This is a genomic window from Qipengyuania gaetbuli (genome assembly GCF_020171365.1).
GTDB lineage: Bacteria > Pseudomonadota > Alphaproteobacteria > Sphingomonadales > Sphingomonadaceae > Qipengyuania > Qipengyuania gaetbuli_B.
Genome location: NZ_JAIUZO010000002.1, coordinates 2,224,308 through 2,247,884, shown reverse-complemented (window position 1 = coordinate 2,247,884; position 23,577 = coordinate 2,224,308). Strand labels below are relative to the sequence as shown.

General features: G+C 56.8%; 20 protein-coding genes and 1 tRNA gene. 5 read left to right on the top strand and 16 right to left on the bottom strand.

All coding sequences use genetic code 11. The features are described from left to right. From LCL94_RS11585 to thyA, 4 genes are all read right to left on the bottom strand, one after another. Positions 1 to 1,293, bottom strand: a complete 1,293-nt coding sequence (locus LCL94_RS11585) for a dihydrolipoamide acetyltransferase family protein (protein ID WP_224832333.1) — start codon at positions 1,291 to 1,293, stop codon at positions 1 to 3. Between the two features lie 4 nt (positions 1,294 to 1,297). Further along, positions 1,298 to 2,296, bottom strand: a complete 999-nt coding sequence (locus tag LCL94_RS11580) for an alpha-ketoacid dehydrogenase subunit beta (RefSeq protein ID WP_224832712.1) — start codon at positions 2,294 to 2,296, stop codon at positions 1,298 to 1,300. Positions 2,297 to 2,352: 56 nt separating this feature from the next. Then, positions 2,353 to 3,669, bottom strand: coding sequence for a 3-methyl-2-oxobutanoate dehydrogenase (2-methylpropanoyl-transferring) subunit alpha (locus LCL94_RS11575; RefSeq protein WP_224832332.1), 1,317 nt, complete (start codon positions 3,667 to 3,669; stop codon positions 2,353 to 2,355). A gap of 77 nt (positions 3,670 to 3,746) precedes the next feature. Then, entirely contained in the window at positions 3,747 to 4,673 is a 927-nt protein-coding gene (thyA, locus tag LCL94_RS11570; protein ID WP_224832331.1) for a thymidylate synthase, read from the bottom strand. Positions 4,674 to 4,781: 108 nt separating this feature from the next. On the opposite strand from thyA, the gene LCL94_RS11565 reads away from it, so the two are divergent. Next, positions 4,782 to 4,858 (top strand) — tRNA-Pro (locus LCL94_RS11565). 1,020 nt (positions 4,859 to 5,878) lie between these two features. Here LCL94_RS11565 and LCL94_RS11560 read toward each other — a convergent pair. From LCL94_RS11560 to LCL94_RS11545, 4 genes are all read right to left on the bottom strand, one after another. Next, the gene (locus tag LCL94_RS11560) at positions 5,879 to 6,562 is read right to left on the bottom strand and encodes a molecular chaperone (protein ID WP_224832330.1); all 684 of its coding nucleotides are present in this window, start codon (positions 6,560 to 6,562) and stop codon (positions 5,879 to 5,881) included. Beyond that, entirely contained in the window at positions 6,559 to 8,955 is a 2,397-nt protein-coding gene (locus tag LCL94_RS11555) for a TcfC E-set like domain-containing protein (RefSeq protein ID WP_224832329.1), read from the bottom strand. The genes LCL94_RS11560 and LCL94_RS11555 overlap by 4 nt, the downstream gene beginning before the upstream one ends. Positions 8,956 to 8,991: 36 nt before the next feature. Beyond that, positions 8,992 to 9,477: a hypothetical protein gene (locus tag LCL94_RS11550; protein WP_224832328.1), complete on the bottom strand. Its 486-nt coding sequence runs from the start codon at positions 9,475 to 9,477 to the stop codon at positions 8,992 to 8,994. Positions 9,478 to 9,586: 109 nt separating this feature from the next. After that, positions 9,587 to 10,150, bottom strand: coding sequence for a hypothetical protein (locus LCL94_RS11545; RefSeq protein WP_224832327.1), 564 nt, complete (start codon positions 10,148 to 10,150; stop codon positions 9,587 to 9,589). Between the two features lie 1,553 nt (positions 10,151 to 11,703). Between LCL94_RS11545 and LCL94_RS11540 the strand changes: the two genes are divergently transcribed. The 4 genes from LCL94_RS11540 to LCL94_RS11525 all read left to right on the top strand — a co-directional run bounded on the left by LCL94_RS11540 (position 11,704) and on the right by LCL94_RS11525 (position 15,654). Then, positions 11,704 to 12,462, top strand: a complete 759-nt coding sequence (locus LCL94_RS11540) for a DUF2815 family protein (RefSeq protein WP_224832326.1) — start codon at positions 11,704 to 11,706, stop codon at positions 12,460 to 12,462. A gap of 474 nt (positions 12,463 to 12,936) precedes the next feature. Further along, positions 12,937 to 13,710 (top strand): hypothetical protein, encoded by a 774-nt coding sequence (locus LCL94_RS11535; RefSeq protein WP_224832325.1) that lies wholly within the window; start codon positions 12,937 to 12,939, stop codon positions 13,708 to 13,710. Beyond that, positions 13,707 to 13,985 (top strand): HGGxSTG domain-containing protein, encoded by a 279-nt coding sequence (locus LCL94_RS13505; RefSeq protein WP_412070782.1) that lies wholly within the window; start codon positions 13,707 to 13,709, stop codon positions 13,983 to 13,985. Before LCL94_RS11535 ends, LCL94_RS13505 begins: the two co-directional genes overlap by 4 nt. 652 nt (positions 13,986 to 14,637) lie before the next feature. Beyond that, positions 14,638 to 15,654: a tyrosine-type recombinase/integrase gene (locus LCL94_RS11525; RefSeq protein ID WP_224832323.1), complete on the top strand. Its 1,017-nt coding sequence runs from the start codon at positions 14,638 to 14,640 to the stop codon at positions 15,652 to 15,654. Here the strand turns inward: LCL94_RS11525 and rfbA are convergent. The 8 genes from rfbA to LCL94_RS11485 all read right to left on the bottom strand — a co-directional run bounded on the left by rfbA (position 15,641) and on the right by LCL94_RS11485 (position 23,576). Further along, positions 15,641 to 16,516, bottom strand: coding sequence for a glucose-1-phosphate thymidylyltransferase RfbA (gene rfbA / locus LCL94_RS11520; RefSeq protein ID WP_224832322.1), 876 nt, complete (start codon positions 16,514 to 16,516; stop codon positions 15,641 to 15,643). The two genes, LCL94_RS11525 and rfbA, sit on opposite strands and share 14 nt — an antisense overlap. Further along, entirely contained in the window at positions 16,513 to 17,364 is an 852-nt protein-coding gene (gene rfbD / locus LCL94_RS11515) for a dTDP-4-dehydrorhamnose reductase (RefSeq protein WP_224832321.1), read from the bottom strand. The genes rfbA and rfbD overlap by 4 nt, the downstream gene beginning before the upstream one ends. Then, positions 17,361 to 18,422 (bottom strand): dTDP-glucose 4,6-dehydratase, encoded by a 1,062-nt coding sequence (gene rfbB / locus LCL94_RS11510; RefSeq protein WP_224832320.1) that lies wholly within the window; start codon positions 18,420 to 18,422, stop codon positions 17,361 to 17,363. The genes rfbD and rfbB overlap by 4 nt, the downstream gene beginning before the upstream one ends. Then, positions 18,419 to 18,988 (bottom strand): dTDP-4-dehydrorhamnose 3,5-epimerase, encoded by a 570-nt coding sequence (gene rfbC, locus LCL94_RS11505; protein WP_224832319.1) that lies wholly within the window; start codon positions 18,986 to 18,988, stop codon positions 18,419 to 18,421. Before rfbC ends, rfbB begins: the two co-directional genes overlap by 4 nt. 19 nt (positions 18,989 to 19,007) lie before the next feature. After that, positions 19,008 to 20,084, bottom strand: a complete 1,077-nt coding sequence (locus tag LCL94_RS11500) for a DUF1972 domain-containing protein (protein ID WP_224832318.1) — start codon at positions 20,082 to 20,084, stop codon at positions 19,008 to 19,010. Positions 20,085 to 20,096: 12 nt separating this feature from the next. After that, complete coding sequence (locus LCL94_RS11495; RefSeq protein WP_224832317.1) at positions 20,097 to 20,993, bottom strand: glycosyltransferase family 4 protein; 897 nt, start codon at positions 20,991 to 20,993, stop codon at positions 20,097 to 20,099. Between the two features lie 199 nt (positions 20,994 to 21,192). Further along, a complete protein-coding gene (locus LCL94_RS11490) occupies positions 21,193 to 22,599 on the bottom strand; it encodes a hypothetical protein (protein WP_224832316.1) in 1,407 nt (468 codons plus the stop codon). Next, positions 22,596 to 23,576, bottom strand: coding sequence for a glycosyltransferase family 2 protein (locus LCL94_RS11485; RefSeq protein ID WP_224832315.1), 981 nt, complete (start codon positions 23,574 to 23,576; stop codon positions 22,596 to 22,598). Before LCL94_RS11485 ends, LCL94_RS11490 begins: the two co-directional genes overlap by 4 nt. Between the last annotated feature and the right edge of the window lies 1 nt (position 23,577).

Sequence of the window (23,577 nt, the reverse complement as noted above, 5' to 3'; positions counted from 1 at the left end):
TCAGTCGACGAGGATCAGCGCAGGCGTCTCGATCAGCTTCTTCAGCGCCTGGATGAAGCTTGCGGCATCATAGCCGTCGACCACGCGGTGGTCGCAGCTGATCGAGATGTTCATCAGCTTGCGCTTCTCGATCCGCTCGCTGCCCATGCCGTCGGAGACGTACATCGGGCGCTCGATTATGCGGTTCGGGCCGATGATCGCGACTTCGGGGCGGTTGATGACCGGCGTGGTCGCCACGCCGCCGAGGGGGCCGAGCGAAGTGACGGTCAGCGTGCCGCCCTCCATCTCTTCCTTCTTCGCCGTGCCGCTGCGAGCTGCATCGGCAAGCCGCGAGATTTCCTTGGCGAGCTGCCACAGGTTCATCGCATGCGCATTGCGGAGAACGGGGACCATCAGGCCCGCATCGGTCTGTGCAGCCATGCCCATGTTGACCGAACCGTGCCGCGTCACCACACCCGCCTCGTCATCGTAGCGCGCGTTGATCATCGGAAAGTCGGGCAGCGTCTTGCAGATCGCCGTGATCAGCAGCGGCAGGATCGTCAGCTTGGGACGATCGCCGCGATTGGCGTTGAGCTGGGCGCGCAGGGTTTCAAGGTCCGTTACGTCCATCTCCTCGACATAGGAGAAGTGCGGGATGTTGCGCTTCGATGCAGCCATGTTCTCGGCGATGCGGCGACGCATGCCGATGACCTTCTTCTCCTCGTCCTGGCGCGTTTTCGCGGCAGGCGAATAGCCGGAGTTGTAGGACAGGAACTGGTCGAGATCGCCGTGACGGATGCGGCCCTCTTCCGAAGGCTTCACCTGCGCAAGGTCGATGCCGAGGTCCCTGGCGCGCTTGCGCACGGCCGGGGTGGCGAGGACCTTGGCGTGAGCCTTGGGCTCGGGCGCCGGGGTCGGCGCGGGCAGCGGTTCGGGTGCCGGATCGGCGGCCAGCGCGTCGTCGGCATCGCTTGCATCAGAAGTTTCGACCTCGATCCGCTCCTCGACCTTCTCCGCCTTCGGAGCAGGTGCCGGAGCAGGCGCTTCTTCGGCGACGTCTTCGGGAATCTCACCCTCGACCTCGATCACGACCAGCATCGAGCCGATCGAGACCATGTCGCCTTCCTCGCCGGCGACCTCGACGATGGTGCCGGTGACCGGACTTTCCATCGGCACGGTGGCCTTGTCGGTCATCATGTCGACGAATTCCTCGTCCTCCTGGACGCGGTCGCCGACTTTCTTGTGCCACTGGACGATCTCGGCCTCGGCGATGCCTTCGCCGATGTCGGGCATATTGAAGGTGAACTTGCTCATCGCGTTACTCGCTCAGGATCTTGTCGAGGGCCTCGCCGATACGGACAGGACCGGGGAAGTAGGCCCATTCGAGGCTGTGGGGATAGGGCGTGTCGAAGCCGGTGACCCGTTCGACGGGCGCTTCGAGATGGTAGAAGCAGCGTTCGGTGACGAGCGCGGAGAGTTCCGCGCCGAAACCGGCAGTGCGCGTGGCTTCGTGAACGATCAGGCAGCGGCCGGTCTTCTTCACCGAGGCTTCGATCGTCTCGATGTCGAGCGGGACGATGGTGCGCAGGTCGATGATATCGGCCTCCACGCCCTTCTCGGCGCAGACCGCCTCTACCACGTGGACCATGGTGCCATAGGCGATGATTGTCAGTTCCTCGCCCTCGGTGGCAAGACGCGCCTTGCCGAGCGGGATCTTGTAATGGCCTTCGGGCACGATGCTGGCGTCGAACTTCTTCCACGGTTGCACCGGCTTGTCGTAATAGCCGGAGAACGGGCCATTGTAGATGCGCTTGGGCTCGAAGAAGATGACCGGGTCGTTGTCCTCGATCGCGGAAATCAGCAGGCCCTTGGCGTCATAGGGCGTCGCGGGGATCACCGTCTTGAGGCCAGCCACATGGGCGAAGATCGCTTCCGGGCTCTGGCTGTGGGTCTGGCCGCCGAAGATGCCGCCGCCGAACGGGCTGCGCACGGTCATCGGAGCGATGTATTCACCCGCCGAGCGATAGCGCAGGCGCGCCGCTTCGGAGATCAGCTGGTCGAGGCCGGGGTAGATGTAGTCGGCGAACTGGATTTCCGGCACCGGACGCAGGCCGTAGGCCCCCATCCCCACCGCCACGGCGATGATGCCGCATTCGGAAATTGGCGTGTCGAACACGCGGGTCTTGCCGTATTTCTCCTGCAGGCCGGCCGTGCAGCGGAACACGCCGCCGAAATAGCCCACGTCCTCGCCCATGACGACGACATCGGGGTCCTTCGCCATGGAGATGTCGAGCGCTTCGTTGATCGCCTCGATCATGTTGAGGCGGCGTTCGATGCCGGTCGCTACGCTATCGGTCGTTTTCGTTGCGGTGCTCACAGGTCGAGCCCTCCCGGAAACTTGGTCTCGCGTTCGCGGATCGCCTGTTCGGCCTGCTCCTGCAGGTGCCACGGCAGTTCCTCGAACACGTCCTCGAACATGGTGCGGAAAGGATGGTGCAGGCCGTGGCCGAGAATGCCGTTGGCTTCCGCTTCCTTGGTGGTCTTCTTGACGTATTCCGCCGCTTCGAGGTCCATGGCCTGCTGGCGCTCCTCGTCCCACTCGCCGATGGCGATGAGGTGGTTCTTGAGGCGCATGACGGGATCGCCCAGCGGCCATTCGTCACGCTCCTGCGCGCTGCGATAGCCGGAGGGATCGTCGGAGGTGGAGTGGCCTTCGGCGCGGTAGCTGAAGAACTCGATCACGGTCGGCCCGGCATTGGCGCGGGCGCGGGTGGCGGCCCACTGTTCCGCCGCATAGCAGGCGAGCGGGTCGTTGCCGTCGACGCGCAGCGAGGCGATGCCATACCCAAGGCCGCGCGCCGCAAAGGTCGCACGCTCGGCTCCCGCAAAGCCGCTGAAGCTGGAAATCGCCCACTGGTTGTTGACCACGTTGAGGATGACCGGCGCGTTGTAGACGGTCGCGAACAGGCAGGCGGAATGGAAGTCGCCTTCCGCGGTGCTGCCCTCGCCCACCCAGGTCGCGGCAATGCGGCTGTCGCCCTTGATCGCGCTCGCCATCGCCCAGCCCACCGCCTGCGGGGTCTGCGTGGCGAGATTGCCCGAGATCGAGAAGAAGCTGTGCTCGCGGCTGGAATACATGATCGGCAGCTGGCGGCCCTTCAGCTTGTCGCCCTTGTTCGAGTAGATCTGGTTGATCATCTCGATCATCGGGTAGCCGCGCTGGATCAGGATGCCCTGCTGGCGGTAGCTGGGGAAGATCATGTCGTCGCCCGCCAGCGCCATGGAGGCGGACACGCTGGTAGCCTCCTCGCCGGTGCACTTCATGTAGAAGCTGGTCTTGCCCTGCCGCTGGCCGCGGAACATCCGTTCGTCGAACGCGCGGGTCATGGCCATGTGGCCGAGCATCGTGCGCAGGGTTTCGGGATCGAGCTTGGGGTCCCAGGGTCCGTGCGCCTTGTGGTCGTCGCCCAGCACGCGGATCAAGCCATAGGCGAAATCGCGCATGTCCTTGGGATCGGTAGTCTCGTCGGGGCGCGGCTGCGCGCCTGCTTCCGGCACTTCGATATGCGAGAAGTCGACCGTATCACCGGGACGGAACTTGGGTTCGGGAACATGGAGCGAAAGCGCGGGGCGGTTGTCGCCGGCTTTCGCTGCTGTCCGGTCACCCTCGGCAGGGGGCCTGTCGGCCATAGACTCTCTCCAGACGCAATCTTACGCTTGCGCGTTATTTTATTTCACGCGGGAGAAACGGTCAAGATGGTGCCGGTTCAGACCGCGACGGGGGCCTTGATGGGCCCGTGCGGCGTGTAGTCGTGAACCGCGAAATCCTCAATGCGGTAGTCGAAGATAGAGGCCGGACGCCGCAGAATCTCAAGTGTCGGATGACCCTGCGGTTCCCGCTCGAGCTGTTCTTCAACGAGGTGTGCGTGGTTGAGATACAGGTGCGTATCGCCGCCCATCCACACGAATTCTCCCGGCTCGAGTCCTGCTTGGTCGGCCAGCATGCGCTGAAGCAGCGCCGCCGACCACAGGTTGAACGGCAGCCCGAGCGCGACGTCGCAGCTGCGCTGGTAGAGCAGGCCGTTGAGCCGCCCGTCCGCGACGTGGAACTGGTAGGTCTTGTGGCACGGGGGCAGCGCCATCGAATCGAGTTCGGCCACGTTCCAGCCTTCGATGATGTGGCGGCGGCTGCCCGGATTCGCTTTGAGCGATTCGACCACCTCGGCGACTTGGTTGATCCCCTCGCCCTTCTCGTAGAGCCCGTCCTTGCGATAGCGATAGGTCGGCCAGTCGACCCACTGCTTGCCGTAGACCGGACCGAGATCGCCCCAGCGCGCGGCAAACGCCTCGTCATCGGCGATCCGCTGGACGAAGTCGTCGAGCGCGATCTCCTCGCCCGTCTCCTTGACGTAGCGCGCGTGCGGCCACTCGTTCCAGATCTTCACGCCCTGCAGCACCAGCGGTCGGATGTTGGTGTCGCCGGTGAGGAACCACAGCATCTCGCGCGTGGCGGTCTTCCAGTAGACCCGCTTGGTCGTGATGAGCGGCATGGCCCCGCCCGCAAGGTCGAAACGGAGCATGGCCCCGAAGACGGACCTCGTGCCTACGCCGGTGCGGTCGCGGCGCTCGTCCCCCTCGCGCCAGATGCGGCGCATGAGGCCGAGATATTGCTGTTCGTAATGCTGGTCGGACACGGCCGAAGCCCTATCCCGATTTTCCGCGAAATGCCTGCTTGCGTGTGCAGCAATCCACACCTATAGGGCCGCCTCTGCCTCGCGGGGTCCGCCCCGCAAGCATCCGGTCGGGGAGTAGCTCAGCCTGGTAGAGCACTGTCTTCGGGAGGCAGGGGCCGGAGGTTCGAATCCTCTCTCCCCGACCACTTTTTTGTCAAATATAATTCAAATCCTGCGTCCCTGCTCATCAGCATGCGGGGCTCTAATCCGAGATTTCAATTTGTTCGCACTGTCTCTTTTGGGTCAAGATGGCTTGGGTCATTTTACGGTTGCCGACGCCTTAACATCAGATTGGCCTTACCAAGATTGTTCGCGGCCCCTCGCTTGGATGTGGAAATTCGCCTGAGAACAGCTCAGTTCGTGTTGTTGTGCATACTTCTTCTGAGCTAAATTTTCTTAAGTTTAGACTGTCGAGTGCGGTAAGCTCTACTCGCGAAATGTCGCTTGCGCTCGCACACAATTGGCGGAGGTCATTTTGAGAGGCCAACCGGCTGATTCGTTGCTCCAAGTGCTCGGCTCGCTGGGGCATCACCGAAACCCTAATAGTAATCTGCGCCATACTTTGCTTCTCCGACGCTTGAGCGGGTTGCGAGTGCATGTGAACGCCGAACATCATTAACAGCATAGCGAATGCTCTCTGAGGGCTGCCGATTAACTGCATTTTGGAAAGTCCTCAATTTTATAGCCTTCCCAAAGCGTATCGGTGATTACCAGAAAAATGGTGCCAAAGCTCTATGTAACGTTACTTAGGTCTTCGAACTCCTCGCTCCCGGCACGGAGGTTCCGAACAACCTTTCGCTGAGTTAAAAGCGTTGAAAGCCGGGTTGCATCAAGGACACGCGATTCAACTGCGTGCGCGGAGCTAGTGAGGTACGATCAGCTAAATCACTGAAGAAGGTTTGATGCGCGGCTCGCGGCCGCATTTGTCGAGTTCAATCAAGGTCAGCGGGCGGATAGATCTCAATTATAGTGGCCGTAGACGCTTCAGTTACGCCCCCGCCAGACAAAACTCGGCTATTCTGACGAAAGAACAAGGGTCTCGAAGAACCCGCGAGCTGCGCTTGTTTAATTGGCCTATTCGCAGCCAAGCTAACCAACAAACATGATCAAAGGATTAGATCGCAATTAGCTCGAGCTGGGATACCGGGCTAGAGTACGTTCTGTGATCAATACTTGACCGAAACGACGCGTCGACCTCTGGCTTGGAGAAACTCAACTTGTTCGTCAGCCTTGGCCTCGAAGACCCACTTCTCCCCCGGATAGAGCCTGTTGGGAGCGAGTGTCCGACACTCCTGAGTGACGATGATGCATGCTTTTCCGTCAAAAAACTCTACGGACGAGTTCGAACGGTTCTCGACTGAAATACTCCCACTCTCCCGATCAGATACTACCGAACCGGCTTCTAAAGCTGGTCTAAGCAGTACCAAAGTATCGTAGCCTACCAAGACCTTAAGCCCGTCAGTTTCTGACACAACATCTCCGGAAACCGGCCGGACTCGAACACGAAAAATCCGTTCAACTTCAGGACGCTCGCCCAATAGAGCGATGCGCAGCAGCCGACGTTCTCCCGGCTCCAGGATAAGGCGCCGAGGTGACACAAATATCGGCGCAGATTTCTCAAGAGTAAGCTCGACGCGCTTTTCAAAGTCGGTGTCGGGATTCAGCACCTCAAATGGCTCTACTGCGACGTACATTCGCTCTTCGCCATCGTTGAGAAGCTCAATATCACCCCGTGCAGGTCCGTCCGCTTCGAGGTCAATGATCACCTTGTCGAGAACCAAGCTGGCCGACGCCGTCGCAGACCATAAGGCGCATACTATGGCCGCAAATGCTTTAGCCCTGAATTTCATGATTTTTCCTCTGCTTGCTGAACGACGAGCTTCCCGACCCGTGCAAGGTCTTCAGATTGCTCAAAATCAGGCGCCTTCGTGATATAACGCGCGCCGTCCCTGCCGCTTATTTCGAGGTCCTGCCCCGGCGACGTTTCCAATTGGAAATAACCCATTTCGTCGGATACCGCGACCTCGCGTCCCGATCGGATAAATGCCCTCGCTAATAGAGTGCCATCTTCCGTGACTAGCTGTCCGACAATGGCTGTGAGGCGTTTAACTGACCAATTGAGTTCCCGAATATTCCCTGGGTACACAGAAACCTTACGCACATCGTTCTCAATTTGCAGCGGGCCGCTTGCCCGAGCCTTTAGCCGCACCTCGTAGGATCGGTAGCTGGGTACGGTTAGGGTAGCGCGTTCGCCTCCTTGAATGGAACCTCTAGATTGTCCATCGATCAATATTTCGAATTCATCAACTTCCCGGGCACCGTTCACATTAAGCAACAATGTACTCTCTCGGCTTGCCCTCACAGTATTTGCTATCTGATCGCCATGCAGGAGCAATGTGGTGGCGCCGCCAAGAGCGAACTGGGTCCGACTGGATCGGCGCTCTTCTGCTCGGAGCACGTCTGCTCGCAAAGATACTCCCTGCCCGGTGAACTCCATCGCCGTCGACAGCGCATCTCGACCGGGGCCTGTCTCAAAGGCAGCCTGTGCCTCGATTTGGCCAATTTCGCCAAGACCGAGGGACCCATTCACATAATGCTCGCTGAAAATGCCAGCTTCATCATCAGCTGGCTGCCTTCGGTAACCTACGGCAGCTCCAGCCCCTCCGCGGCTTCCAAACATTCGCAGGTTTACCCCGACAAAGTAAGCTTCGCCGAATGACGAAGTTGAGTACTCCCCAACCAAGCTTACGATTGCATAGCTCCGTCGAACGATGTCGTAGTTTGCCGTGCCTGTGACAGCATACTGGTAGCTGTTTGACATGTCGCGATAGTTGCCTAGCAGCCCCAACCTCAGCCTCTTGCCAACCCAGCTTATGGATCCACCAGCCTGTGTGTAGTCCCCAGTAAGGTCTGCCTCATTGCGGACGCTCACCCTTGATCCAGAGACATGTCGAAGATCGAAGCTGTAATTGAAAGCGCCGCCCCTCATCGAGGCGAGAGAAATCGAGGCTGACTGCGCCCCAGACGCCTGCATTCCGACTGCGGCTTCCCCAGACATTTCGGTCCCGAGATAGGCGATCATCACTCGCCCCCCTGCGTCCTTATCCTGGTATTGGGCACCGGCGCCCAGCGCCCAGTTTTCGGTCAATCGGAAAATTGCTCCGGTCTGAGCCGTGAGCTTTTCAGACAGCGAAGCTCCCCTAAGCAACGACGTGCGATAGGGGACCTCCAATCCGGCCTCTGCGAAAAAAAAGGGGTGGTCGGGAGGTGGAATACTCCGTGATTTGCTAAAAAATCGTCGCTCGAGTCTGGGCGGAGCTCCAGACTCGCTTATTTCGATTTGTATTTCGTAATTACCGGATGGGAAGGAAGCAGTGTCTATCTGCGTACTTCCAGCAGGAAGGTTTGCAGCATACAGAATTCGTCCACCGAGAGAAACTTCAACTCTCCCGCGAGACCGCAGGTAAATATTTATTGGCGTGCCAATAAGCGTTTCCCTATCCAATCTCGTGTCTAGCTGGCTTGAAATGCCAATGCCGGCAACGCGAGCCCGACGCAAATTAGTAGACGAGCGGGCCCAAAAAAGACCTCCGTAGTACCTTACGTCGTTTTGATCGATTTCCCCTCGCGCCTCTTCGACCTGAAGCCCAGCGCGATCTGAATATACGAGTGAATTCTGGAAACGAATATCGCCAACGCTCGCGATCGTGTCCGCGTTTCCGGAAAAATCTACTTCACCTCCGTCATACCCCGAAGCCAGGAAGCTAATCGTCGAGGCAAGCGCGAAATCCTTGTCAGGCGCCGGAAGATACAGCGGTGCGGCCGACTCTCGGCGCAACTCCGAGTTCACGAAGAGATGAATTTCGAAGCGATCTGCATAGTGGATGATGCCGACAGTCTCGGGTTCTAGAAGGCCGCATGTTTGCTCCACATTACGGGTGGAACATGCTCGGTCCTGATTGCGCGGCAGTCTCGATCTGAGCGCATGCGAGATGTCGTCGGTCCTCAGCGTCTCCGGCAATTGAGCGAGCAGAAGGTCAGGGTCTGAAAATACCACCCATTGAGGATTAACCGTCACCTCGAACAGCCCGATGAGGCGCCCCTCAAAGTAGACGTCGAGGATTTGCTCCTGATCATCCTCCAGGTCCTCAAAACCTGCTGGAGCCGTAACTTGAAAGGATGAAGCGAATACAGGCGAAGGGTACCCAAACATCATGGTTAATAGCGCAAAAAGCGCGGCCACGGACTTATGATGGTTGGATAGCCCCGCCATCGCAAGTCAACTCGGCGAAACGATGAGTGTGAGGGCTCCGGAGTAAGTTCCTGCCTTAGCGCTGGCAATTTCGGCTTCGCTCACCCTTATAATCAGGCTGGCGCTCGTCATGGGGCCATTGTTGCAGGCATGGTGCGTGGCGGCTGAAATGAAGTCTCGCGACGGCTGGCCCGCCATAAGCTCTTCGCCAGTCATTTGGCCCGTGAATTCTGACCAGAGTACATCAAAGTTGATGGCGTCGATCCCGGACGCAAGAGCAAAGGTAGAGCCTGGTCCGGTTCCAAGCGCGATCACCGAGTAGGCGGGGATCCGATTACTGCTGAAAACGCAGACCGATTGGCTTTGGACCGCATCCCCGCCCAAGCCAAAGGCTCCGAATTGCACGTCCTGTAGACCGGTGATGCGCACACGGTCGTTATTGCCCCGGCTGATCCCATTGCCATTACCTTGGGCATGGACCGGCTGCTGGAGGCCCAGTGCCACCATTGCCATGAGGCTAATCGCCCTTCTGATGGCAGAATTCACCATGCCTTAGAAATAAAGAACTATGGTTAAAACTTGGTAAATCGGGCCCACTCTGAAGGCGGGCCCGATTTACCACTTATTCGGGCTGCACCAGCAGCGTCAGAGTGCCGGTATAGGTCTGACCAGCCTGCATCGCTGAAAGATCAGCGCTCGCCAACTTGACGATAAGGCTTGCCGAGCCTGCAGGCCCACTGCTGCACAGCTGATGGGTGGCGGTTGAAGTCAGACCTGTCTCTGCCGCTCCCGCAACAAGAGCCGTCCCGTTGGCCTGACCGACGTTACCTGCCCATTCCACGCTATAGGGGACGGTGGAAGCACCGCTCGCAAGCGTAAAGGCATTACCACTACCGCTACCACTGGCAGTGATCGAATAGCCGCGCGTCGAAGTGTTCGACCAGACGCAGACATCCTGGTTGCTCGATGCATCAACTGACGGGTCAAGATTGAGAAGGCTGATATCATCAAGGCCCGAGATACGGACTCGGTTAGGCACGGACGCATTGATCGACACCGACCCTGTCGAAGTCGAACCTTGAGAGCCCTGTACAGCAGCGGCTGCGGGGGTCGAATTCAGAGCAAGAGCAGCAAGAGCGCACGTTGCCATGAACTTTTGTGCTTTCGCATAGTTAAAGGCGGTCATTTAAGGTCTCCACAAATTCCCAAATCAGGAATTAACGTGGGTCGGTTAATTTTACGTAATCGGGTCTCATTCCCCGGGGCAATCGCCATTGCGCGCGCTGCAGAAATCTAGACCGGTCAGGATTGAGCTGAAGAGGCATGGTTAAGAGGCGCAAGGATGCGCTCTTCATCATGCCGAAATCACCCAATAAAATTTCCTGATTTGCTTGCAATAAATCTGGGCTTCCCGCTTTGTTTTTAGGCGAGACAAGATATTTTACCCCTCAACGCGAGCAAAAAAAACGCCCGGAAAACCGGGCGTTTAATATTCCGTAGCGGACCAGAGATCCTGTAGATCCTTAAATCAAGGGCTGACCGGATCGTCACTGCCACCGTCGTCGCCTCCGCCTGCAAGCGAGGCAAGAAGACCGACAGCTGCAAAAGCCGCAAGAAGGACAAGAACGGCCGAACCTCCCATTTCACTTTCATATGCAGCTGGTTCACTGGCGCGAACCTGGGCCTGAACTGTATCAGCATTGCCTATCGTCACCGCAACGAGGCTGAGCGCAGCTGCCATGGAGAGGAGATTAGACTTGCGCATAAAACTACCTTCGGATTGATTCTGTCGCCGGACTATCTCAGCGAGGGATCGATTTCAAGGGATGTAGCGGAATTTTCTTAAGAACCTTACCAATCTTTGCATGCGACTAGTAGGGATTTCCGCGCCCATGGTTGATGCGACAGGAACGACAGGCGCCTCTAGGGACTTGGGAGCGCATTTCCATGCGCTTAGCACACCTGTCGTACCCAACCGCACGTTATCATCAAATCAACTTTGCTTCCAAGGCTCAGCGAGACGATAGATTTTCGTGTAAACCCACCGACCACCGCTCAAGGAGAATAGTCGGCGAAGGCTGGTTAGGTTCACGCCATAGCAGCAACCCTCAGCGCAAGACCTCACTCTTTCCCGCAAAGATCGATTTGTCGACCAGGTGAGGCATGCGATGATCGGCACAATGAGGCCTGCGCCCAGCCTTCCTGCTCACGATGTCCAAGGGTAGTACCTCTCTTACCTGCCGGAGGCGAAAGTCTTGCTCCTCGCTCGCTTCCCCTCCGCCAAAAGAGGAGGCGATTGGTGCTAGTGCCCGGGGAGCGCCAAATGCATCGCTTGCGCGACACGTGGCGTTATCGCGCATGCTCCCCGTGGATCCGGAAGCTGGGTTCCAGACAAAGGAGCAATTCAACCCCATGCACAGTAGACCTTGCTTCTCGCAGCCGAACTCATGGTCGCCCTGCTCAAGCACCCTAGCCCACCGCCCACTGGCTGGCGCCAACCGAAAGTGGCTTTCCAACATCGTCTAGGCAATCTCTACGATAGCAAGATCGGCGAGGCTTTGCACCCATAGGACTGGAATGATCGCTCGCATGATATATCCATAAGGTGCAGATATATATGGATTTTCCCCCACTTTGTTAGAATTTAATTAGGAAATAAAGCAGATTTATCCCCATACAGGCCGAATAAATATTGTCATTTGTCTATTTATCGGCCCTGTCACTCAACGGGGAAAAATCATGAGATTTGTAAAGAGGTATGAATTTACTTCACTAGCCGCGCTTGCGCTTCTTGCCACGTCTTCTATCGCAGCAGCGAAAGACTACGAGTTCGCTCCGCTGCCTCAGGGCGGAGCGTCGATAAGGTATTTGCAGGGCATTCCGACCGTCAGCGTGGCAGACGAGAATGGCGGGGTGATGGTCACCCAATCCGAGGAAATGTACGGTCGTGTCCGCCTCAACATCGCCTTCACCAATGCAAGCGACGTGGGGATCAACTTCGGCATCGAGAATATAACAGCGACCCTCGATGGCGAGCCTCTGGTTGTGATGAGCGCGTATGACCTGGAGAAGATCGCCAAGCGGAAGGCCGGTTGGGCTAACTTCGCGGTGGCAATGGCTGGAGGGCTTGGGGCAGTAGCGGCGAATGCAAATGCCAACCGGACCTATACGACTGTCGGCCGCTCACGCTTCGGGTCCTATTATTCCCAGACCACCGTTCGCGACAACACAGCCGCGGCTGTGGGTACGGCGGCTTCGATTGGCGGGGCAGCGTACACGATGTCTCGGATCAACCACAATCTCGAGCAAACGCTGGGATCCATTCAAAACGAAGTGATCCAGACGACAACCGTCGACCCTCGGACGAATTACGGCGGCATGCTGGTGCTGGATAAGTTCAAGGTGACGAAGAATTCACCTGGTCGCCTTGAACTGGTCATCCGGCGCAATACCGGTGATGAAGAAGGATACAGGGTCGCGTTCGATCTCAAGCGCTAGACCTCAGGGAGGGATGCGACAGGCACTTCCCTCCCTTTTCCGCTCACCACATCAGGCGATGCTTGAAGTGAAAGAATCCGGGCCATGCCCGATCGCGCGGATGCTCCTACTCTAGCAGCAGTTTGCTCGCGCGAGCGCTCCTTGGCCCAAACAAAGCTTGGCCTCCATTCGCCTGCAGTCAGAATTGGCACGTCTTGCGGGCTGCCCAGCAAGCTCCAACCATATGAACAACCGGCGCGTGCCCTCAACCAGTCGGTTGAGCCGAAGGAGCTTGGAAGTCTGGAACAGCGTGAAGCGGTATATTCCTCAACCGAAAGCGCCTCGCGAACCCGTTAGGATGGTACGCGGCCAGTGTCGGCTGAGCGCAGGCGCGACCTTTGCCCACTATTTGCTGTATCGCACATTCTTGTCGATCGAAGCACTTGCATACGAGAGCTCAATTCAACGCAGGCACGTTTTTCATGAGGTGCCATCATGCCCCTCCAGCTCGCCCTTCTATTTAAAGCGATTCGTCCGGAAAGAGACTGCCGCCATGCATGCAGTCGAAGCATCCTGCGGCACAAAGAAGCCTTTGTCTTTAATTGCTTGCCTGCCGATTCAAAGTTGCCTGACACTGATCTAAACTTGGTCTCGAATATCAAGGAAGACCAGATGAATGATGATGAAATCAAGTTGCATGAGGATGCCCGCACTCTAGCCGCTGCTGTCCTCGACGAGATGCTGGACGAGCTTCCTCTCACCTTGAGGAAGGAGGTCCTAGTCGAGATCGTTGCCAAGGCTGGGGTCTCGCGCCTTACGCGAAACAGCCCGAGGCCTGCTGAACTCGAACAGCAGATCAACTTCCTCGCGCGACTTCTGATCGAAGAAGCCCCCGCCTCCCCTCTTGATGCGCAGCTGGTGCTGCAGGCGGTAGCGCTTAATGAGGCTACTCAGCGCCAAGTGTCCTACGCATCCGATGAACGGACATCAGAGCGGCACCGCGAGTTCAGCCTTAGCTTCGCCAGTAGGGCTATGATCAATCACGCCAAGGTCATGCAAGCACGTGAGGCCATGGCAGGGCGCCGCAAGACCGACATGGACAGCTCACGGGCAACATCGATCGTTGCAGCTATCGAAGCGGGAAAACGTAGGTTGGAGCTAGCAGATGCTAGGCGCACCCTAGCCAATAGTGAGCGTAGCGCCCTTCAAGGAGCCTCGGGTGAGCACCCCTCCAGGAAAGCAAGACCGATACCTAAAGGTGGCCAATGACCTCAAACAGGGCCCCTCACCTTCGCAACATAGGACCGATGCTTGCTAGCCCTCGATGCGGAGCAAGGACTCGTATGGGAGCGCCATGCCGCTCGCCAGCAGTGGCGGGCAAGACAAGGTGCCGGATGCACGGCGGGGCCAAAGGTTCAGGGGCGCGGGCAGGCAATCGTAATGCGCTGAAAGACGGCTTCTTTACCCGTGAGGCAATCATGGAGCGGCGCAACCTCAATGGGTTGCTCCGCGAAATATCCTCGACAATCCGCGATCTGGACTAGCCGCCCTGAAGTTATGAACTCAGGAGGACCGTGCAGAGGCAATCCGCCGATATAGGGAAACGCAGAGCAGAGTGGCGGCTGCTGCAGCTACCCCGACCAGAAAATCGGCGAGGTCCGCTTCCCTCCCCCGCCCCATGCCCCACTGGATACCTTCGATCGCGAGGGCTAAAACCGCTGATCCGCCAAAAAGGCGAAACGAACTGACCTGAGGCCAAGTCAATGCGGCGAGCGCCGCCACGGTTACGAAAGCCAGAACATGCTGTAGCTTGTCTCCTAACCAGTTAGGAGGAGTGAAATCTGGATCGAACCCTACCCAGAGGATGAAGGCGACGACGATCGCGAGAGCAAGAGCGAGATGTTCGTTCGGTACGGTCCGCCGCCTACTGCCGCTTGAGGCGTACGCCTGGCGAGGAGACTGGATCGCCGAGAAACTCGATACCGGCGTCTTCGAATTTCGTCAGAAGGCGCTCCAAAGTGCCGCCACGTGATGGCGGAATGCTTTCGTCTGCCTCAAAGCGCTTAATCGTAGCCCAACTGACCCCAGACAGCGTAGCGAGCTCACGCGAGCTAAGCCCCAGCAAGGACCTAGCAGCACGAATTTGCGGCCCTGAAATCACTTGCGCTCCAGCAATTGTGAGCTTATAAGCTCTTAATGAATTTTGATCTGCTCCCAACGGCATTGCCGCCGAACATCGATGACATCCTCATTCGTTGCAAGGGTGCCTACTCACAAAACACCTTGCGTGGCTACCGCAATGATTTGCGACATTTCCAGCAGTGGTGCGAGGCCCAGGGGAAAGAGTGGCTCCCAGCGGAGCCAGAGACGATTGCGCGGTTTATCGACGAGGAAGCCAAGACCAAGGCTATGGCAACAGTGAAGCACCGGCTCGACGCGATTAGCTTTGCTCATATGATCGCCGACCTGCCCCGCCCCACTGGTCACAGCGAGGTCCGGCTCGCGGTGCGCCGCGCCAAGCGCAGGAAATCGACCAGGCAACAGCAGGTCCTCGGACTGACGAAAGAGCTGCTAGACCGAATGCTCGAGGCCTGCCCGGACACGCGCACCGGCAAGCGCGACGCGGCGCTTCTTTCGGTGGGCTACGATACGCTCTGCCGGAGCAGCGAGCTCGTTCTTCTGAGGGTCGAGCATTTGAGCCCTTGCCGCTCGCGGCTCTTGGTCCCCCGCTCGAAGAACGACCAGTTCGGCGAAGGACGTGCTGCTTATCTTTCTGAAGAAACGGCCAAGCGCCTCGATGTATGGCTTTCCTCCTCCGAGATCACCGAAGGGCCGCTTTTTCAAGGGCTCCACACGCGCAAACTGGCAAAGCGACCGTTTGTGACCGCGTCGGTACGACGGATCGTTAAACGCGCTGCAGAGAGGGCATCACTGACTCCGCCGGAAATAAAAGCATTATCCGGTCACTCTATGCGCGTTGGCGCTGCCCAGGACATGTTTGTCGCAGGTTTCGAGACCCTCGGCATCATGCAGGCTGGCGGATGGAAGAGCCAGAACGTGCTCGCGCGATACGTCGAACATGCTTCAACACAGGCTATGCATCTCAGGCGGTGGAAGCGCTTGTCTGAGATACACTCAGAAGCAAGAATGCCGGCCCAATCAGAGCCGGCACTCCAACCACACTACGGTGTTGTGAACGCTAGGAGCCGTTAGCCAGAGCGCCCAGATATTCCCCATATTCGTTCTTCGCGAACCGCGACGCCCTGGCCATCAGATCTTCGTGGTTAATCCATCCAAGCCCGTATGCGATCTCGTCAGGCGAGCCCACTTGCTGCCCCTGACGTTCAGTCAGAGTGCGGACGAAGTTGCCTGCATCGAGTAGCGAGGCATGGGTGCCGGTATCGAGCCATGCGTATCCGCGCCCCATGAGCTTCACCGACAGAAGGCCGTCCTCGAGATAGGTCTCGAGGAGTGAGGTGATCTCGAGCTCTCCTCGCTCCGAAGGCTTCACGCGGCGTGCTCGCTCGGGCGCAGTTCCATCAACGAAATAGAGGCCTGTCACGGCATAGCTGGACGGTGGGATTTCAGGTTTTTCGATGATCGCTCGGACCGTTCCGTTCTCGTCAAAATCAGCGACGCCGTATCGCTCGGGATCCTTGACGTGATAGCCGAAGACAGTTGCGCCGGTGTCGCTGCTAGCCTCAGCGAGCATTTCGGGCAGCCCGTGCCCGAAGAAGATGTTGTCTCCGAGGACCATCGCCGAAGGTGCACCATCGAGGAAGTCTTCAGCGAGAATGAAAGCCTGCGCTAGTCCGTCGGGGCTGGGCTGGACGGTGTACGAAAGCGAAATACCCCACTGGCTCCCATCTCCGAGAGTCCGCTGGAACTGAGCCTGGTCTTCGGGAGTGGTGATGATCAGGATTTCCCGAATACCCGCGAGCATAAGAACGCTTAGCGGGTAATAGATCATCGGCTTATCGTAGATAGGAAGAAGCTGCTTCGATACGCCGGTAGTTACGGGGTAGAGGCGCGTGCCCGATCCCCCTGCGAGAATGATCCCCTTGCGAGCGGTCATTGCGTGATCTCCATGTCTTTAAGAACGTTTTGCAGGCCGCGCCGCCAGTCAGGGCGAGCGATGCCAAAGGCCTGCTCGAGACTGCTACAGTCGAGCCTGGAATTGAGTGGTCGGGTGGCCGGAGTCGGGTATTCGCTAGTAGGGATGCCCTTCACTGTCACTTCGCGCCTGGCCTCCGCAAAGATTGTCTCGGCGAATTCCTTCCAGCTGACATCAGGCGCCCCGCTGAAATGATAGGTGCCTGCTTTCGAAGCATCCTTCGCCAGCTGCTTTACCAAGTCGAGGCAGGCCTGCGCGATGTCGCTTGCCGGCGTCGGGCCTCCAATTTGATCTGCGACGATATTCAACTGATCGCGGTCCTCGGACAACTTCAGCATACTCTTCACGAAATTGCTTCCGTGGGGCGAAAAGACCCACGACGTTCGGAGTATCGCGTAGCGCCCGCCTGCCTCAAGAACCGCCTTCTCACCAATAAGCTTAGACAGCCCGTAGGCGTTCTTTGGGTCGGTCAAATGCTCTGGCTTCCAAGGCTCGTTGCCGCTTCCGTCAAACACATAGTCTGTCGAAATGTGGACGAAGGGGACGTCAAGGTCCGCGCAGGCTTTCGCCATTGCCGCCGGCGCCAAGCCGTTCACGCGGGCGGCAACAGTGGTTTCGTCTTCGGCCCGGTCGACGGCCGTATATGCCGCAGCATTGATCACTCCACTCGGCGAGTGCTTCCGTATCGCTTCCGCACAGCTCTCAGGCTGCGAGAGATCGGCTTCGTCCCGAGACAAGCAGGTGACATTACCCAGGGCCTGTAGCTCGCGAGCCACCTGCCCCGTCTTACCAAAGACGAGTATGGTCACGCCGCCTTTGCCTTACCGGTTCCGAGCCGCTCACCCACGCCCTTGCGTTCCAGCAATGGACGCCACCAAGCCTCGTTTTCGAGATACCAGACAACGGTCCGCTCCAGTCCTTCTTCCACTGTCACTGAGGGCTTCCACCCCAGTTCATCACGTATGCGCGAGGCATCGATAGCGTAGCGAGCATCGTGGCCGGGACGGTCAGTGACGAAGGTTATGAGATCGGAATAGCGACCTTCGCATCGTGGCTGGACGCGATCGAGAATTGAGCAAATCGCCTGCACCAACTCGAGGTTGGTACGTTCATTGTCGCCGCCGATGTTGTAGCTCCGCCCCACCTCGCCTCGCTCTGCGACCAGCAAGAGGGCCTCCGCATGATCCTCGACATAGAGCCAGTCACGGATATTCGACCCGTCGCCATAGATCGGCAGCGGTTTGCCCGCGAGCGCATTGAGGATAACGACCGGAACGAGCTTTTCAGGGAAGTGATAGGGCCCGTAGTTGTTCGAGCAGTTCGTGATGACAACAGGCAGCCCGTAAGTTTCGTGCCAAGCCCGGACCAAATGGTCAGAACTCGCCTTGGAAGCGGAATAAGGGCTCCGGGGATCGTAAGGGGTATCCTCGGTGAACTTAACCTCCGGATCCGCAGGTAGCGAACCATAGACTTCATCAGTGCTGATGTGATGGAAACGGAAGCTCTCGGGCTTTCCCGCTTCCTCCCAATATTTCCGAACTGCCTCCAGCATATTGAAGGTCCCGTTGATATTGGTCTCGATAAAATCGGACGGCCCATCGATCGATCGATCCACGTGCGATTCCGCAGCAAGGTGCATGACGATGTCAGGCTTGAACTCGTCGATTGCTTCCTGAACGGCTTCGCGATCGCGAATGTCGCCTTGTTTGAACCGATAAAGTTCGCTCGTCTCTACTTCGGCCAGATTCTCGAGGCATGCGGCATAAGTTAGCGCGTCGAGGTTTAGCACCTCATGACCTCGCGCAATCGCGAGCCTGACGACGGCTGAGCCGATGAAACCGGCACCACCGGTAACGAGGAACCTCATTGTGAATTCTCCCAGAGAAAGGGGCTTTTGATTTGTGAAAGATAAGGCGCCTCGACGTCTTTCTCGCTCAAGACCGGATTATCGACGTCCGGCCATTCGATGCCGAGTTCCGGATCATCCCAGCGTACCGAGCCTTCGGTTTCAGGAGCGTAATAATCCGAGCATTTGTAGACGATCTCGCTGCCCGGCTGCAGCGTCATGAAACCGTGGGCGAAACCTGCAGGAATGAAGAGTTGGAGGCCATTATCCGCACTAAGTTCGTAGCCCGCCCACTGACCGTAGGTTGGGCTACCAACGCGGATGTCTACTGCGACATCGAAGATAGCACCGCGGCCGCACCGGACCAATTTGGCTTGGGCAGCAGGAGGCTTCTGAAAATGAAGGCCTCTGACCGTGCCGACCTTGTCGGAGAGCGAGTGATTGTCCTGGAGGAATTCGCACTCGATGCCTGCGTCGCGATAGACTCGAGCATTGTAGGTTTCAGCGAAGAAACCTCGGCTGTCGCCAAACCTGCGTGGCTCCAGCAAAACGACCCCGGGAAGCCGGGCCTGGTCAACTTTCATCATCTCTACTCTTGTTGGGAATTCATGCTTCTCGAAGGAGCGAGAAATATTCGGCGCCAATCACATCCCAGCGATATCGGCGGTTCGCAATTTCATTCATCAACGAACCATTCTTGATATCCGAGATACCGGCAACGAGATCCGCCAACTGGGGCGCACTCGCAAAATAGGCTGCGCAGTCTTCGGTCGTGTAGCGATTGAAGCTGCAATCAAATGCAAGGATTGGATGGCCGACGTGCATCATCTCGACCAAGGCCGGATTTGTGCCCCCTGCCGAGTGACCGTGGATATAGGCCGATGCATTGCCCCGGATTCGTTGAAGTGCTGTCGGCTCGTAGATCGGATCAAGCATTAGGATGTTCGGTGAGTGGGCATATTGAGACCTGAGCTTTCGGCCGAATTCGCTGTTGTTCCAATTCCCCACGAAAACGAGCGGGAGCGATGAGTTTTCGAATGCCTCAAGGATCATCGCCACGTTGTTTTCGGGCTCGATCCTGCACAAGGCTAGAGCGTAGTCGTCGGGGATTAGGCCAATGTCGATAGGTTCTTCGGCAATCGATTGAACTGCATGGTCGCCGCCGTAGGCGATAACGCGGGCCTCAATCTTGTATGTTTCCTTTAGGTAGTCAGCGATACCCTGATTGTCGGCGATGACTTCGTGTGCAAAACGAACAGCCAGCCATTCCGACCATTTGAGGAAATAGCGCCCTAGGCCCGTCCACTTCGGGCGTCGCCATTCAATCCCGTCGACATTCGTAACAATCCTTGCACGAGAGATCAGCCTTAACAGTGGGAAAATGATCGCCCCCGACACCCCAAGGACAAGAAGCCGGTCATGCCGCCTCCAGATTGCATCGAGCGCTGCCACACAATCATAGATGATGCTCTGAATTCCGTTTGCATTGAGACGAGAGTAACGCAGCCTCGCACCGCAATAATGAGAAGGGCGTTCCTCGTACGCCTGCTTAGAGCAATACACTGTCAGCTGATCAATCGGTTGATCGCTCGCTTGCGCATGGCAAACAAGTTTCTCGACCAGAGTCTCGAAGCCGCCGTAACGTGCCGGCACCCCGACTGTACCTGTGATTGCGATTTTCATTAATATTCCGCTTCAGGCCTTGGCAGCCTCTACCGAGGCCAGTGCTTCACGCAAACGGACTGCGAAGCTCTCGAAACTGAAATTGCTGGCGCGTCTTCTCGCCTTCGCTGACATTTGCATCAATAAACCAGGATTGTCTGCCAGAAACCTCACTTTTCGTTCCAGTAAATCAACGTCCCGGGAGTCAATGAGCAAGCCCTCCTCGCCATCAGTGATAATTTCTGACGGCCCGCCGACCGGGGGAGCGATAACGGGAACCCCAAAGGACATCGCCTCCACCAACGTCAAACCAAATGTCTCAATCCACTGGTCTACTCTTGAAAGATTCAGCACCAGATCGGCTTGTTGATAGAACTCTTCCGGCCTCTCCGAGCGCGGAAAGATGTCTAAATTACCTGGAATTTCCGAAACCGGTAGATATCGTTTCACCTCATGGGGCTCCGCATTCAAAACTAGTCGGAGGTGAATTTCCGACCGGTCTGAGAGGCGCCGAGCAAGCTCGAGAAATTCGGGTATCCCTTTGAAGTCCCGTGGCGAAGCGAGCATAAGGATTTCGAATTTTCCAGAATGCATTGGATCATAGAGATGAAATTGTCCCGCCGACGCGATCCTGTCTGGAACGGGGTTGGGAACAACCGCTGCGGCAATTCCTTCGATCGGAAGTCTCGCTCTGTTGTCTTCGGAAACGTACAGCACGAGATCTGCAGTTTTCCGCGCCACCCAGACCAAAAAAGACTGAAGGATTTTGGGTGAAAGTGAAACCTCGTGAATGTGGTAGATTACCATTCTGCCAGAACGACGACCCCAAAGCGCTGCGCCAAATGGCAGTAGAGTATTGACGTAGACAACCGCATGGGGCGGAAACGAAGAGCGCGAGAGCTCACGGTAGAGTTGGACTTGGCTGACCATGAAGCTGAACAATGTCAATATCCGGAAATTACTGCGCCGATACCAGTAACGCCGAACAGGTATACTCACCCCTTCCAAGACCCCACGGCCTTGACTGCCAACAAGAAGAAGACCGCGAGCCTTCAAGGCTCTGATAGCTTCACTCAAGATTGTCGGACTACCCGAGCTATCGTTCAAGAGGTGACAGAATACAATCACGTCAAAAATTTTCGATTTTGCGACGTGCCAAGCGGTCTCGATCCGCCACAATCATATCGACGATTGTAGCTGCTGAGGTTTCTGCATCGGAGACATTATCGACAGCAATAAGCAACTTTCGGTCAGCTAGATCTTGGTATCGTCCATTCAATATCTCGATCGCGTCGAGGCTTAACTCTTGCTTTCTCTCACGGACTACAGCCGCCGGGACCCTGATAAAAAAGGCGTACTTCGGCCTGATGGTTAGGTACGCGATGACGCGCAAGATCCAGTTCGGCAGCGATATCCGGCTGCGCCCAGGATCCGCAACCATGTCAAAGATGTAGCGGTCAAAGAGCATGACTTCGCGCCTAGTCAACTTCTCATGCGTTTCGCGAAAATATCCAATCTGATAATCGATCCAGTAATAAGCTGAGCGCGCCAGAGAGCCCACAAACCCGGACGGCATCGCCCGATGTGGCTCTCCGTAGTTTTCGTCAATTCTATCGATCGCTTTTGCGGACTTTGCGATTGATGCGATCCTCGGCAGGATCGAGGGGCGAAAATGCCGATATGCGACTGATTGCTCGCCAAAGACGCACTCCAGTTGCACCTTGATTTTGTCAATTACAGTCGTTTTGCCACATCCATCAGGGCCGCTTACCGAGAGGAAACTTCCCGCTGGGCGCAATCGATCCCGCAACCGGAAGAACAGGAAGCCCAGAGTGCGCACGAATGCGGAAAAGCCTTGTGCCCGCCACAGCCGCGCTATGGCCATGAATCTCACACGGCGCGACAAGGGTAACAATTTTGAACCTTGTCCTGCTGCAAGTCTGGCGATCTGCATCGCAGCCAATCCTTGGTCAAAGAGCAAGCACAACTTGGACGAAATGATTGCCTTGGCGTTCTCGTCTGACGCGATGGCAGCGAAGGCCTTATCGTACTTAGCATGCAACGGCTTACCCACCATCAGATGGAACAGCCATTTGTCGAGCAACTTTACCGCGTCTGAAACGACTGGGATGCCGCGGTGATCGCAAGCGTCTTCGAGCATCTGTGAGGCTGAGAGCGCCTCGATTCCGTAAACCTGGCTCGATGTGAAGAAATCAATCTTGATTTCGAAAATCGCGGAAGGAGAAAGTCTCTTAAATAGTGTAAACTGCGTGAGTCGCTCGTCTCGAAAGTAGTTGGCGAATTGCAATTCGTTAGATTCTGCAATGGTTCGTACTACGCCAACTGCAGCCGGCAGATGTGCCGGTTCAACAATTAGGTCAAGATCGCGAGCGCCAAGGCTTTCAGGGAGTCTTTCATAATTACGTAAAACGGCGAAACTTATACTCCTCGCAGAAAGCCCTTGGAAGAGTTCTTCCAGTACGCGAGTCTCCAAAACTCTTGGACTTGATTCAGCTACTTCAACTAAGTTCATCATCGTGAGGCAGTTTGGGTCTTTAGCTTCTGGCGGATCAACTTTGGGGAGAACGCTCCGCTCAACCCAAGGAAAATAGCAAGTCGCAGCCAGTCTCGCCTCATCCAAGCGAAACCAGCTTTCTTGTACCACGCAGCGGCGCTATCAGAGCGCCAGTCATTCAAGCGATCCCATACGGTCCGCGAAGCGATAAAGCTCGCTAAACTCTCTTCACTTTGACCGTATCGGCGGCGGCGGAGACAATCCTTAATCCATCTCATCTTGAGCTGCATGAGTTTTAAGTTTTTCGTTGATAGCGATTGCTCGGGCTTCCGATAGCGAAACAATGGCTCAGGAAGCGTCAGGAAATATCTACCCGATGCGCCTAGATCCGACATCCGACACCACAGGTCTAGGTCCTCGGCGAAGTCTTGGTATCTAATACCCTCTTCATTGGGCAATATGTCTTGCCGGTAGCCGCCAACACGCAATGCATCAGACTTTCGGAAAAGCGTTGTGGGAGCCATGAAGAGCAGTTTCCGATCGTTGTACATTCGCTCAAATTCACAGCGGGACTCTGGACCGACCTTCTGAATGCCGAGGTCTCTGTTGCTTGCAGAGACGTAAGTCGCGTAACTGCCTACCCCGATAATATTGGGATCATCACGCAGGGTGGTTTGCAATCTCTCAACCAAACATTCTTCAGCCATGTCGTCGGCATCGAGGAACATGACGAAGTCTGACCCTGCCTCATTCAAGCCCCGCTGGCGGGAGAATGCGGTCCCTCTGTTCTCATCGTTTCTCAGTAAGCGAACCGTTGGATCGCTCTTCATAATCGACTCGACGACTTCTATCGTGTCGTCGCTTGACGCATCATCAATAACCAAAATCTCTGAAGCCCTGGCCGTTTGGATCTGCAAGCTTTCGATGGCTGCTCTAATTGTTGACGCTGCATTATAAGCGCAGATGATAACGGTCACTTTGAGGCTATCGGCGCTCATG